The 15,038-nt window shown below is 41.6% G+C and carries 9 protein-coding genes; 4 read left to right on the plus strand and 5 right to left on the minus strand.

From position 1 onward, the window contains the following. The first annotated feature begins 2 nt into the window (after positions 1-2). Positions 3-1,670 carry a hypothetical protein gene (locus AOG27_RS04825; protein WP_054551847.1) on the plus strand — a complete coding sequence of 556 codons (1,668 nt, stop codon included), beginning with the start codon at positions 3-5 and terminating at the stop codon, positions 1,668-1,670. A 116-nt stretch (positions 1,671-1,786) separates the two neighbouring features. After that, the gene (locus AOG27_RS04830) at positions 1,787-2,356 is read left to right on the plus strand and encodes a DUF2799 domain-containing protein (RefSeq protein WP_054551848.1); all 570 of its coding nucleotides are present in this window, start codon (positions 1,787-1,789) and stop codon (positions 2,354-2,356) included. Here AOG27_RS04830 and AOG27_RS04835 read toward each other — a convergent pair. The 5 genes from AOG27_RS04835 to AOG27_RS04855 form a co-directional block, all read right to left on the minus strand. After that, positions 2,342-4,024: a sensor domain-containing diguanylate cyclase gene (locus AOG27_RS04835; protein ID WP_054551849.1), complete on the minus strand. Its 1,683-nt coding sequence runs from the start codon at positions 4,022-4,024 to the stop codon at positions 2,342-2,344. The genes AOG27_RS04830 and AOG27_RS04835 overlap by 15 nt on opposite strands. Before the next feature lie 130 nt (positions 4,025-4,154). Further along, entirely contained in the window at positions 4,155-5,468 is a 1,314-nt protein-coding gene (locus AOG27_RS04840) for a DASH family cryptochrome (RefSeq protein WP_054551850.1), read from the minus strand. Between the two features lie 96 nt (positions 5,469-5,564). After that, positions 5,565-6,038 carry a VOC family protein gene (locus AOG27_RS04845; protein ID WP_054551851.1) on the minus strand — a complete coding sequence of 158 codons (474 nt, stop codon included), beginning with the start codon at positions 6,036-6,038 and terminating at the stop codon, positions 5,565-5,567. 139 nt (positions 6,039-6,177) lie between these two features. Beyond that, the gene (locus AOG27_RS04850; protein ID WP_054551852.1) at positions 6,178-9,738 is read right to left on the minus strand and encodes an ImpA family metalloprotease; all 3,561 of its coding nucleotides are present in this window, start codon (positions 9,736-9,738) and stop codon (positions 6,178-6,180) included. A gap of 307 nt (positions 9,739-10,045) precedes the next feature. Further along, positions 10,046-11,296 carry an MFS transporter gene (locus AOG27_RS04855; RefSeq protein ID WP_054551853.1) on the minus strand — a complete coding sequence of 417 codons (1,251 nt, stop codon included), beginning with the start codon at positions 11,294-11,296 and terminating at the stop codon, positions 10,046-10,048. A gap of 251 nt (positions 11,297-11,547) precedes the next feature. Here AOG27_RS04855 and AOG27_RS04860 point away from each other — a divergent pair, with 251 nt between their 5' ends. Beyond that, complete coding sequence (locus AOG27_RS04860) at positions 11,548-13,917, plus strand: TonB-dependent receptor domain-containing protein (RefSeq protein WP_054551854.1); 2,370 nt, start codon at positions 11,548-11,550, stop codon at positions 13,915-13,917. Between the two features lie 158 nt (positions 13,918-14,075). Beyond that, positions 14,076-14,996: an alpha/beta fold hydrolase gene (locus tag AOG27_RS04865; protein ID WP_054551855.1), complete on the plus strand. Its 921-nt coding sequence runs from the start codon at positions 14,076-14,078 to the stop codon at positions 14,994-14,996. Positions 14,997-15,038: the final 42 nt, after the last annotated feature.

Here is a 15,038-nt window from a genome sequence, read left to right on the forward strand (position 1 = left end):
ACATGGCTATTATTGCAGGTTATTTCCAATTCAATGATTCAGATAAAACTGACTTTAAGTATATAAATCAACTAGCTAATGTATTTAGTAACTATGAAGAAAAACATGTTCGTTTTTTTAATTGCGAGTATGGAGCCATTTTTCAGTATGATTTTGATGCCTATCAGCAGGCGAGCTGGTTGCGAACTGAGTCGCAAATTGCAACACTCATTGGACACCCTCTCATATCAAGCTCTAGAACACAGGACCTAATTACACTTGCGGGCTGCGAGTCTCTCGACTTTTCTTTGCAGCAATGCGAAGGAGTATTTAGCTTTTGTCAATTTGATCTGCAGAGCCAGCGCCTAACATTAGCGACTGATCCACTTGGATTAAAACCTTTTTATACCTTACAAACACAGTATGGTTTACTATTTTCCACTAACCTTAATTTATTCAAGCAGTTGGATATCCAACTACAGAACAATCCGGATGCATTAACTGAGCTTGCCGTGCTTGGTTATCCTCTTTTAGATCATACGCCGTTTAAAGACGTAAAATGCTCATACCCAAGTGAAATGCTATGCTTTAATGCAAAACAGGGTGTAACTAGAAAAAGATATTTTGATTGGGTATCACTTGCAAAACAAAAGCTCGTTGCACCAGATGCAATTGAAGGGATCTCAAAGGCTTTTAAAACTTTAGTTGCAAAGGCAAAACATAAAGATAAAACCATTCTTAGCACTTTATCTGGCGGTTTAGACTCTAGGCTTATTAACAGTGAGTTATTGCGCCAAGGCGTGCAATTGAAGTCGTTTAACTTTTCGCAATCTGATAGCCAAGATCTATTTTGTGCTAAACAATATGCATCACAAAATGCAGTACCATTAGAAGTAATACAAGTTTCAGACACCCAGCGGCTATCTGTCGAACAGCGCCTTGGCAAATATTGGCGTAAAGCGAAACATCAAGATTTCACTAACGTATGCAGACCACAAATAAGCTGGTCAGGAAATGGCGGTAGTGTTGGGGTCGGGCTTATTTATTACGGTGATGAAATTTATGCTGCAGCAAAAGAAAACAACTTAGATAAACTAATCAGTGCTTACCTCAAACAACAATACGCTTTTTTACCTAAGTCAGTTGTTCATAATGCTGAACAATTACAACAAAAACTGATAGCTAACTTAAAAATTAGCTTCGAACCACTCGCTGAATTACCACTTGAAAAAGCATTTCAATTATTCTTGCTGCTTAACGATCAACACCACCATTTGAGTGTTCCTAACGAGCAGGTTTGCGAATTTAAAATGGAGTTTTTCCATCCATTTTATTCGTGGAAGGTCCTACAGTATCCGTTGGGTTTACCGGTGGAGTATGTTCGCAAACACCGTTTTTATCAACGATGGTTAAAAACCGATTACCCACGAGCTTTACTTGCGCCTTGGCAAACTTACCCAGGACACTTGCCTTGCCCAATAACCGTCAAGCATCAAACCCAATGGCAATTGAATAGCGCAAAACTTATGTCGCCCACAGAACTATTAAAGCTATGGTTTAAAATTATGTTTTTTGACCGCCATTTATTGATAAAGCGCTGCCATTTCACTTTACTTTGCATCTTACAGTTAACTCATTTAAAGAATGTTCAGCCTAATTTACGTGTTGCTCAGAAATTCTGCCAATGGTGAATGAAGTTCAGGCCATCCATTTTGAATTAATTGCTTTGAAGTAAAAACAGCTTTCTAACAACGAACTTTTCGGGCTAGAATCTATTCAGTTATTAATATCATAAGCTGAGATTTTAATGAGAAAATGGACTCTTCCTCTACTGCCACTAATCGTATTAGCAGGCTGCACCTCGGTTAGCAAAAATGAATGTTTACAAGCTGACTGGTATGGTATTGGTTATAAACATGGTGCAGATGGCACTGAGTATCGCGATGGCATAGATGCACTATCACAATGCAGTGAGTATGGTGTAAATGCTGACATTGCTAAATATAAAGTGGGATACGATCAGGGCCTCGCTACATACTGTGAACCAGAAAATGGCTTTACGTTAGGCATGCAAGGCGCATCATACAATGGTGTCTGTAATAGCACAGCGTTTCGTAAAGCATGGCAAGAAGGTAACGATAGATATCAAGTGCAACAAAGACTGAGTTATATTGATAATCGTATTGACGATATCGACCGTCGATTAAAAGATATTCGTGGCGAGCTAAACAGTAACCACCTTAATAATACTCAGCAAAAAGAGCTTTATCGAGAACGCAAAGATTTAGAAAACGAGCGTATAGATTTGCGCAAAGAACGCGCATTACTTCCGCTTTTGAATAAACTGCCTAGTGTTGAAATATCAACCGAGTGGTGAGACTTTTAGAGCCAATTTCATTTCATACATTTGTTTATCAGCGATGGCCAAAAGTTCCTTTGCACTGTGTCCGTGTAAAGGATACATGGCGATACCAAAGCTCGCACTTACCGGCTGAACCGTTTCATAATCTTGCGCTACTTTTTTAACCGCCTGCTGACATCGTAGCGCTATATCTTGGCACAAACTAGCCTTTGTTAATGAAGGTAAAACAATAACAAACTCATCACCACCAATGCGCGATAGCACATCTTTATCTCTCATTTGTAAACGCAATTGCTGACTAATGTCCAGTAATAAATTGTCACCCTGTTCATGACCATATGTATCATTAACGAGTTTGAAATTATCAAGATCAAGATAGATCAATGCAAATTGGTTATGCTCTGCTGGCGTTCTTTGTGAGAAAGCACGCAATTGAATATCGAGTCCTCTGCGATTCAATAGCTTAGTAAGTGGATCTTGATTAACTAGCTCATTGAGAAGCTGGCGCTTTTCTACCGCCGAAGAGATATCATCAAATGCACCGATATAATGAGAAACTAAGCCATTTTCATCATACAGTGCATCTATGGATAATTGCTCAGGAAACACCTCTCCTGACTTTCGCTTATTCCATACCTCTCCTTGCCAACAGCCTTTATCAAGCAACTCAGTCCACATTTGTTGATAAAACTCATCTGGTTGCTTCTTTGCAGAAAGTATTGAAGGTTTTTTACCTATTACCTCATGCTTCTTAAACCCTGTTATTTGCTCAAAAGCAGGATTTACATCAACAATCACAGACTCAGCGGTGGTGATCAGAATCCCTCGGCTAGTTGTAGAAAAAACAGCCGTTAATAGTTTAATTCGTTCATTACTTTTAACTTCCTCTGTAACATCCTCAGAATAACCATTCCATTCTACACTGCCATCAGCTCGGGCTATCGGAGATGATTTTGCCGAAATCCAGATCTGTCCTTTTTTGGGGTGGTTAACGCGAAACACTTCACACCAATCAGTTAGCTCTGCGCGTGAATGCTCAATACTTCGTACAATACGTTCCAGATCATCTTGATGTATCGCTTGCATAACTCTATCTGCTGATGACTCAATATCTTTGGGAGAGCAGCCATAGATATCAAATACTTTTGATGTAGCAAATGGGAAAAACGCTTCATCTTTATTGTCTATTACATATTGATAAACAAAGCCTGGGAGGTTATCAGTGAACTTTTTTAGTTCTTGATGTAGGAATTCAATTTCGCGTTCTTTTTGCCATTGTTCCGTAATATCAATATGTATTCCAACCATCCATTCTGGATTACCGTTTTTATCCCACGTTTGTACTTGGCCTTTATCAAGCACTTTAACCCAGTGGCCTCGTTTATGTTTCATACGCGCTTCACAAACATATCGCGCTGATTCACCTTCGAAGTGCTCATTTAATAATTGCTCAGATTTCACTAAGTCTTCAGGGTGAGCAAAGGTAAGCCAAGTATCAATTGAAACGGGTTCTAGTTCGCACAGAGAATAGCCAATGATATCTGCCCATTTATCATTAAAAATTGTTTCGCCTGTTTGCACATTCCAGAGCCAAACTCCCACATCACCACTTTCGAGAAGCAACTGTGCAATATCTAGTCCTAGCTGCGACTTTAGTTCATTGTAAGCTTCACTAAATGCCATAATCTGCCTTAATAACTAGCCTAATGATAAACAATTAAGTCTTATTCATTATTTTAGTTAAAAAGGCAAAAAATACTAAAATATAATCAAATAAATATACTCTTACAGATTTATTGCGGATTGGTATTTTTCACCTTGACGGCCAGTCAACCTCATCAACCGAGTCAAAAAGCGTTGTGGTCGTTTGCTCGCCATTCCATTTGCGAATGTAACGTGACAACGGATCATAAAGCGCTGTTTGCTTATTGATATGAAAGTGACGCCCACCTCTAGGGTCGACACCGACACCCGCAATATATTGCCAATTGCCCCAATTTGCAGCCACATCATAATCAATAAGTTGCTGTTCGAAGTAAGCAGCACCATAGCGCCAATCAAGAGCTAACTCATTAACCAAACAACTTGCCGCAATCTGCCGCGAGCGGTTAGATATAAAGCCTGTTGTGTTGAGTTCATGCATTATCGCATTTACCAATGGAAATGGAGTGCAGCCATTACACCAAGCAGTGAAACGCTGGCTGTTAAACGTTGTTAGCGGCGCATTTTGCTTTTGACCTTTGAATAAAAAAAGCTTTGCTCCCGCTTGCAGTGCATGCCATTTGAAATATTCGCGCCATAGCAATTCAAACTTTATCCAATAGCTCGACTCATTTGCACCGTTTTGATGCTCATATTTTTCAACTTCGTTATACAGTTGTTTAGCACTAATTGTGCCTCCAGCAAGCCAAACACTAAACTTAGTGCTGTTGCTAAAGCCATCTAACTCATTGCGAGTCTCTTTATAGCTGCTTGGTGCTTTTGAGGAAAAGTACGCACTGCAATGTTGCTGAGCTGCAAATAAACCTCCTTTGAAGCTAGCTGACTGGGTAACTACGTCAGCAATATTGTGTTCAGCACATAACTGTACTGGGTGAGGTAATCGGCTGACCGCAGGTCGCGGTGCAGCTATAAAGGTTGGCTCAGCTTCTACTTTTTTACGAAAGGCGGTAAAATTTTTTGGTAATTCATCAAGCTGAAATGGTAAGTCCGCTGCTTTAAACAAGGTATCTTGCTGATAAGTTTTCACGGCAGCTTGAGGGCATATAGCTTTAATTTTTTCGAGCTGTTTTTGCTCATAAACGCCAACTTGCTCGGTACAAACCAATGTTTCAATATTATATTTTTGCAAACGCTGGCTGATTACATACTCAGGCTCACCTGTGATCACATGAAGTGTTTGGCCAAGATTCTCAACTGCGTTTGCAAATGCAGATAGGCTCTCAAGTAAAAAGTTGTACTTATGTTCCCCATATGGCTTCTGTTGGTAATTAGTTTGCCTAAACCAACGCGGTTCAATCACAAACACTAAATCAAGCTCGCCAGCAAAATCTGCTAATTCAGATAAAATTTCATTATCAGCTAGGCGTAAATCATTTTGTAGCCAATATAAAACTCGTTTTTTCATGGGATAACTCATATGTTTTAACATACATACGAATACCCTTCTTATCCGGATTTGAATATCAGAACAAAATGATTAACTATAATTTGCAGATAGGTATTAAGCATCTTGCTCTTTACTCATAAGCTCGCTCATACGTTGCATAAGCTCTTGCTCACTGAGGTCTTCTTTGTGTGTCCCTATAGTCCAAATATGACCAAAAGGGTCCTCTAGAGTCCCTGACCTATCGCCATAAAATTGGTCATGTACTGGACGCAGCTCTTTCGCCCCAAGCGATAAGGCTTTAGCAAAAACAGCATCGACATCTTCAACATACAGCATAATGCTCACCGGCGTACCGCCAAGTTGTTGCGGCGACTTAAATTGCACATCAGGGCAATTATCAGAAAGCATAATATGAGAGTCGGCTATTTTTATTTCAGCATGTGCCACCCCACCATCAGGCAGAGGCATTTGCATTACAAGTTCAGCAGCAAAAGCTTGTTTGTAGAACTCTATCGCCTTAGTGGCACCTTCAATAACCAAATACGGGGTTACCGCATGGTAACCTTTTGGGATTGCAGAAACAGCCATGTTACACCTCAACGTTAAATGTGTGAGTTATAAAGGTAGCAGTTGTAGCTAATTTCACTAATCTAATGATAAAAACGCCAGCGAAATATTTCGCTGGCGTTTTAAATACGAATACCAATCAACTTAACAACGCGGTGTATTATTCAGGCCAGCTTTGCGTCCCATCAATTGCAACTTCTGTTTGATTTAACGTCGTACAATAGCCGGTGGCAGATGAGGCATAGTAAACATCACCTAATACCATGTAGTTTTTCGCTTTAACCTGCTGTTTTGCTTTGTCTGACGTTGCCATGCCCCACATGCTGAAGTAGTTGCTCAAATCGAGCTCGGTTGCTTCTGAAAGCGCTATTAATAGCCAATCATTGTTGCCTATGCTTTGTGCCTCTGACAAGCTGTAGCTTGAAAAGCCAAGTGTATCTTTTTGTGCCTGCCAATTAGTCTCGCTGTTATCAGCTAGATTAAACGCACGCTCCAAAATGTGTAAGCGAGGGTATAAATGCCAGCCGTTTTCAAGCTTATTGTGTGCCTGTGCGGCCATCATAATTTGTAAATAAATAGCGTGGCTTTGCGACCACTCTGACATCGCTAAAGCTTGCATATAAGCAAATGCATCTGCGCTTTGTTTACTGGCTTGCAAATGATCAAACAAGTTCTCGAATGGCAAGTTTTGGCACGATGCCGAAAAGCCGGTTTCATCTTCAAACTTCGACTTACTGTAGTAGGAGTAAAAGTTGGTATTTGAATGGCCACCAAACCCTTCGATACGGAAGCGCCCTTTCTCAAGACCATGCCCTAACTCATGGATATCGCCATGCCCTGTTGGATTAAAATTCCAACCTGCGTCATACGGATTGCCCGAACAGCCCCAACCACAGGTCGGCTGGTCAGCATTCATATGTTTTACAATATCAATTGTTTGTACTTCAATATTGCGTTCACTCGCAAAGTCATGAATTTCGCTAACCACATCGATGCCCGGCCCTTTGAAACCAGCAAGTACATGCGGATAGTTATGGGTATAACGCTCTACAGCATGGGCGAAGTCAGACGCTACAGGCCAATAACCATCGTTAATTGAAATACGCATTTTCTCGAGCTTTGAATGCACCTCAAAACCACCGGTTGCCACCTCAGCCCAATCATAATCCCCTTTTTCAAGCAACTCAGCAAAGCGCTCATCATCACTGCTGCTACGCCAATACGGGTGCTCACCTACATTGCTAAATTCAAAGCTGACATCTAAATCATTTTGATCAAACTCAATTTGAATTGGCCCACCATAAGGTGACGTAAAATAGACCGTTTCATTTGTCTCTATAGGGACATGAACCGACTGCAATTTAGCGGGTCGATTATAGCCATTGCTGCTCATATAATGTGTTGCGCCATCGCGCAGAGTATTAACAAACACCTTGGTATTCACTGCTTGATTATCGGTGCGTTTTATAGCAAACGTTTGCCCCGGCAAGGCATACACACCCGTTGAGCGAAAATACGCCTTACTCTGCATATTCACGGTGACTGTTTTAGGTGTTACATGACTAAAATCACTACGGCTGAAATTACCCATATCAACTTGAAGTGGATTAACTTTACGTATATTTAATACTGCATGATCAGTAAACAGGGCACGAAAGAAGCTTGTATTATCGGTGCTTAGTTTATCCATCGGGAAGCTCACTACTTGGCGATAATGATCTGCAAGCAGCGCCAGTAACTGATAAAAACGATAGCCTTGCTCAGTAAAGATATCTGTTTTAGCTTGGTCAAAACCTCTAAACACCGAATTAATGATCGTTGCCGCATCACTAAACTGTTGCTGATATTGGCTTTCAGCTGGACAGCTTCGATTATCGCAAGCACTTAAATCAACACTAAATTCGCTGCTTTTAAAGCGGCTAAGTAAGTCTTTAATAGTTTGCGCATCAGTTGGCAAGCTGTCGTTGATAGCAATTGGGTTCCAATTTGCCAATTCTAACCGGTGCCAGTAGTTATCACCTGCAACGCTCACATGGAGTAACTCAAATAGCGCTTTACCTAGTGCCGTTTGACTACCATCACGCTGAATATAGATCACTGCAATATCATTTGCTTGCGCTTGCTTTACTGCAGCCACAACATTATCAATATTTAATCCTTCACGCTCATGCTGAGAGATAATCAGGATATCCGTGTCAGATGTTAAACACGCTGCTAAAGCGTCGTTGTCACAACTTGCATTGTCGTTATAGCTCACCATGCCTTCATATTGACTATCAAACCACTCTCGCGTTTTGATCCTATCTTGAAAATAATAGCTTTGATCTAGTTGTGCTAATACAAGTTTGAGTGGCTGCTCTGCGGTTATTTCTCTGCCAGCTAACCATGTGGTGCTGTTTTTCAAAAACTGAGTCATTTGCTCGTTAATGGTATTTCGATAAGGATTACTACCAAATACCAAGTAACGGCCTTGCTCACCATCACTAGTCCCGACTACAGCAAGATTTCTAATTTTTGTCTCGTAGCCATCTTGCCAACTATTGTTGGTAAGTAGTAGCGGCTCATTGAATGGATACGTGGCATTTAATAGCGTTGCATCCCAGGTTGGATACCAGCTTAATTCATCAAGGGTGGAGCTTGAGCCAAACCCAAATAAGCTATTTTTAATGCTTTGAAAGCGCGCTTTGTGGGTATCAATTTCATTAAGTGTCGCATCAAGAAGTAATTCGCTGTTTGGCACAACCAGCGCATTACCCGTTTCGAGTGCCTCGGCCACATAACTTTGAGTAATGTTTAACACAAACTCGAAGCTAGTCTCTGTACGTGAATCAGAGGCTGTGATTGTGAATTTATGTTCACCAAGTTCTTCATTACTAGCGGTGCCAGATAAGATGCTAGTTTGCTCATCAAAACTTAGCCACGTTGGTAAACCTATTACGGTTAAGCTCACATCATCGTTGTCTGCATCGTTGCTGATTAACTGCACACTCAATGCCTTCTCAGCACGCACTTCACTACTCAGTGGAGAAACCACTGGCGCTGAGTTTGCTCTGGCAGCGATGTTAAATGTTTGCTCTGCCTGCTGCGTCACTTCGCCATCTGAATAACGAAAACGAATTTGCTGTTCGCCCGTATTCGCAAACAAGGGCGTGCCGCTAAAACTGAGGTTAGTCGCATCAAAGCTAAGCCAATCAGGTTTACTAACTTCACTTATTACCACAGTGTCATTTTGTGCATCAGTAAATGTTAGCTGGTAAGTATAAGCTTGGCCTTCATTGCTATCCGATGGTGTAGACGTGAGCGTTGGCGGCGTATTTTCGACAAGCTTGGCTTCTACATTAATATCAATCAAAAGCTGGGCAGACAGCTGCCCATCAGTGACCGTAAACTCAATGTTTGCATACTTACCTGCTTGCTCTGGCGTGCCACTGATACTTGCTGAGACTTCATTAAAACTTAGCCAACTTGGTAAGTTTGTTACAGACAAAGTAAGAGGGTCATTATCTGGATCAGAGACTTCAGGACTAAAGCTTAGGGTTTCACCAACACGTAAAGTCTGTGATTGACCGCTGATTTGCGGCGCTTGATTTTGTAGTGTTTCGGTTACAGGCGGTGTTGTTGTTTGTTTTTCATCTGAGCCTGAGCCGCCACAAGCCGCAAGTGTTAGCAATACAGCCGAGCATAATAGCGAGCGTTTGCACAAATAGTAAGGTGCGTTCATTGAGTTCTTATCGGTATGGTAAACAATTTTTTAACATTATAAGCCGATACTACAAACTAATATCTCGGAAAAAATACGTAAATTGATATCGCTGTCATTAATTGTTTATACCAATCCGCTTAATTAAGTAGTCTATTTTGAGGCAATGAAACCTCGTTGATAACAAGGCAAAAATTTCGTTATTTAGTTGTTCTAAATGAGAAATTTTTAACGCAGTTAGCGACAGGTTTAATCCCTCAAAATGATTAAGTATTATTGCGGGTTGGTATTAAGCCATAAAAAGCCCCATGAAGGGGCTACTTAAAGGTTATGACGGGTTTGCAAAATCAGGTCTGGGTAACTTTTCGAGTATGGCGTATAAATAAATCACCACAAGGCAAAGGCCTCCTGCTACAAAGAACAAGGTTGGGCCATTGTAATAATCTAAAATTAAACCACCTCCGAGTGGCGCTAAAGCAAACCCTAAATCATAAAACGAAGCTGCGCCAAAGTAGGCACCACGAAGGTGAGAAGGCGCCAGCCTATCAAGGTGAACGTTCATCGTCGGAAACAAAATGGTTTCGGCCAAACTCATCACCACTATCGCACCAATCCAGCCCCAGAATAAATCGATTGGATTAAGTGCTAGCCAAAACTGCGACACCATCAATAGCACCAAGCCAATTTGAATGCGCACCGTTAGGCTAAATCGCGCCATCATTTTTAACAGCAGAAATTGACTTGAAATGATCACTAACGCATTGGTAAAAATAAGCGCAGAAATCAATGCAAGTAGGTCGGGAGCCTCTGCACGAGTTAAGTATTGTATGAGTGAACTATCCATTTGCGCATAAATAAACATGCACAAAATATTGGCTAAAATTAAACACTGCAACAGCTTATCTGCAAATAAAATACGTAAAATTTGCTTGCCCTGTACAGCTGGTTTTTTCTCTTCAGGCTCGTCGATTGCGGCAGTATTTTTTGCAGCTTTATCACTAAAATTAAAGCCCCAAACAAGCAGCACCAATAAAATAGCGAATGCCCCTGCGGTAATATAAAAGCTCGACTGCTCACCGGTTAAACCTAGCCATACTCCGGCTAATGGGCCCACCGCACAGCCCACATTAACAATAAAGTACAGCGACTGCATGGCAAGCTCGCGAGTTTGTGCATCCTCAATAATATCACCAATCGCCGCACTGGTTAATGGTCGCCAAAGTGCAGTCGCAATCGAGCATAAGGTCATCACAATCACATAACCGGCCACGGTTTCTACCTCAGCCAACAGCGAGAAAGAAATGATATACAGCACACCGGTGATGTACATCAGCGTATGCCGGCCCACTTTATCTGAGAGGCTGCTACCAATAAAACTGGTAAACACCGAAATCACGGCGGCACTAGTAAGTACCAAACCGACTTCAGTTGCCGATAAAGCAAACTTTTCGTACAAGATTACCGCAAGAAATGGCCACACCATGTAATAGCTGCCACGGGTAATAAACGAGCCAAATAAGAAGATCCACATAAGCACTGGAAACTGCTTAAAGCGCGCTAAAGAGATGTCTGAATTCATTATTTTAATTTTTATGGTGATGATGGAAGCACTATACATTAACAGGCTTTAAGATTGTAAATTGACTTCGCTTTAATCACCTTATTTTACTAATCAACAAAAACATAAATAGAAAAAAGTTGTAACAACTGTAAATGCAACTTGAAAAAGATTAATCTAAATAAGAATAGTTATTGATTGTATTTTTCATTTCTGTACTATACGCAGCGTCCCTCAAAGGGATAACCTACAAAAAGAACTGGAACCCTACAATGAAATCAATAAAACCAAGCTTACTGGCACTTGCCATAGCAACACATTTTTCAGCCTTTGCTGATGACGCTAAGCCGAAACAAGATATGGAACGCTTAGTAATCACTGCAACAGGTTTTGAGCAAAAAGTTACCGAAGCACCTGCAAGTATTTCAATTATCACCAATGAAGATATTAAGTCTCATGCCTTCACCTCAGTACTTGATGCTGTGCAGTATTTAGAAGGTATCGACATTGGCACAACTCGTGATAAAACGGGCCAAGGCAGTGTGAGTATGCGTGGTTTAACAGGTGAATACACCCTGTTACTAATTGATGGTAAACGCCAAAATAACCATGGCGACATTTACCCAAACAATTTTGGTGGCAACGCGTTTAACCACGTACCACCGGTTGATGCGATTGAGCGAGTTGAAGTAATTCGCGGTCCTGCATCAACACTTTATGGTGCAGATGCGCTGGGTGGTGTAATCAATATCATCACTAAAAAGCATACTGACAGCTGGAGTGGTGCAGTATCTTTTAGCCGTTCACTACAGCAAAACGATGATTTTGGTGATGACATTACCACTGACTTTAGTGTGATGGGCCCGCTAATTAAAGACGTATTAAGTTTAGGTGTGCGCGGCAGTGTTTACGAACAACAAGCATCATCGCCAACATTTGAACCTGCGACCGATCCTAACGGTGTTGTACATACTCGTTCATTAGGCTTTGGCAGTGGCGGTCGTACCGTTGATAACACAAATGAGCAGTATGGTTTTACGTTAACTTATACCCCGTTTGAATCTCATCATTTACGTTTTGATTATGATAATTCAAGCCAAGTGTACGACAACACACCTAGCTACGACATTGAATCAGGCACCATTACTTACCCACTTGGTACTAAAGATAACATTGAATCAATTTGGCAAGATCGCCGCGGCCAAGTAAACCCGCGCGCAGGTTACGCGGCAGACCAAGAGTTTGACCGTGAATGGTGGTCACTCAGTTATGATGGCGATCTTAACTGGGCAACGGTAAAAGCCTCTGTGTCTTATGTTGATACGCAAAACAATGGCCGTACTTTACCACTGAGTGTAAGCGAGCGATTAGAGCTGCAAGCTATGTACGATGGTACTGGCGAATACGAAGGAATGGACGAGCAAGCACGTAAAGACTTAGCTGAAGAAACATTCTTACCACGCCCTGCTCGCCCACTTGAAAGCAGCCAATATACCTATGACTTACGTTTTGATATTCCAATCGAGGGGCGCTTTGGCAGCCATAACCTAGCAATTGGTGGCCAGCTTATCGACGGTGAATTAAAAGACGGTGTATTTGGTCTTGAAAGTGATCAAGCTGGCAAAGTACAAGAGCAAAACATGTACTCAATCTTTGCCGAAGATAACTGGATGGCAACTGATAACTTCACCTTTACACTTGGTGCTCGTTACGATGACCACGATGTATTTGGTAGCCAAGTATCACCTCGTGTTTACGGTGTATATAACTTATCTGACACTTGGACCTTAAAAGGTGGTGTAAGTACAGGTTACAAAACACCAAAAACAACTGACCTTTATGACGGGATCACCGGGTTTGGTGGCCAAGGCACAAGCCCATTTGCAGGTAACCCTGAATTAGAACCAGAAACCAGTGTTAACTCAGAAGTTGCACTTTACTGGACTTCACTTGATGGCGATCACAACATTAACGTGACTTACTACAACACCAAGTTTGAAGACAAAATTGCCAGCGGCGATACAATTTTAAGCTGTGAACAAACTAACGACGTACGTCCATGTGTGAACCTAGGTCAATATGATCAGCTTGGCTACGATAGCTACAGCCAAAAGATCAATATCGACGAAGTAGACCTTCAAGGTGTTGAAATTGCTGGTCAATACACAATCACTAAAACAGTGTCTGTTAACGGTAACTACACCTGGACTGATAGCGAACAAAAGAGCGGTCCTGAACAAGGTCAACCATTAACTAACTCAGCTGAGCACATGGCAAACCTTACCCTAAACTGGGAAGCGACAGACTTTATGAACTTATACCTACAAGGTGTATATCGTTCAGACCGTTACCGCGGTTGGGATAACGTGCACGATAAAGCGCTGTATTACAAAAACTACAACCTACTTAATTTAGGTGCGCAGTTTTATGTAAATGAGTACGTGCAAATCAATGCCCGTGTAAACAACCTATTAGACGAAGATTTCACCTCTTATAGCACAAGCTATACCGACCTAAATGGCGATGGTGAGTACGAATACCTAACAGGTCGCGGTGTAGTTAGCGAAGTTACATTCACAGACGACTACAACGTTAAAGATAAAGGCCGTAACTTCTGGATTGGCGTTACCGCTTACTTCTAAGTAAACTCCCTGAAAATAGACAGCATGTAGTCATATGCTGTCTATTTTTCTTACCGTCCCTATTACTGCTCCTATTATCAGTATTCTTTTTACTGTCACTAAATTGCCAACTTCACACATTAAGCTGATGGTACCTGCGTAAGCCTATTTGTCAGTCTATGGAACATATCCTTACAGCCAGCGGTATCTGTATTAGTTATCAAGATGAAGGCGATAAAAATGCGCCGGTGATCATCTTAATTATTGGCTTAGGTGCTCAATTTACCGTTTGGCCAGAGTCGCTATATTTTGGCTTGGTCGAAAAAGGCTTTCGGGTTATTCGTTTTGATAATCGTGATGCAGGGCTATCCTCATCGTTAGATGAGTTAGGCAAGCCGAGTCTAGTAAAGCATTGGCTTAGCCGCCGATTACCCATTCGCGCAAAGCTGCCCTATTCGCTCGATGACATGGCTCGCGATGTAAAAGAATTAATGGATGCACTGGCTATCAAAAAAGCGCACTTAGTGGGGGCGTCGATGGGTGGCATGATTGCGCAAATTGCCGCGGCAAAGTATAAAAAACGTGTACTGAGCTTAACTTCAATTATGTCGAGTAGCTCGCCGTTATCGTTTTCGGGATCAAACATTAACCTGTTGGTAAAGCTCGCAAAAATACGCCCCCGAAGCAGTAATAAAGAAGCCGCGATTGACTACAATGTTAGGCTCAACCAACTCATTGGCAGCCCAGCCTACCCACAAGATGAACACGCTTTATACGCCAACGCTGAACGCTATATTGAGCGGGCCCACACAAATCAAACAGGCTTTAAACGTCAGCTTGCAGCCATTGCCGCAACGCCTTATCGCGAGCAATTACTAAAAAAGATTAAAGCGCCCACGTTAGTAATTCACGGCAGTGCTGATCCTGTTATGCCGCTGTCTGCGGGTATCAACACCGCCCTGTTAATAAAGCGCAGTAAGTTAAGAGTCGTGCCCGGAATGGGCCATGATTTTCCGCCCGCTTTAATGAAAAAAATGACTAAGTGGATAGCTAAACATGCCGCTAAAGTCAGCGCCAAAAAAGCCGCTAAAAAACCCTAAAAGCATGATAGAATTATCATATAATTTATAAGGTTAGCGTTT

This window comes from Pseudoalteromonas lipolytica (assembly GCF_001306915.1).
Taxonomy (GTDB): Bacteria; Pseudomonadota; Gammaproteobacteria; order Enterobacterales; family Alteromonadaceae; genus Pseudoalteromonas; species Pseudoalteromonas simplex.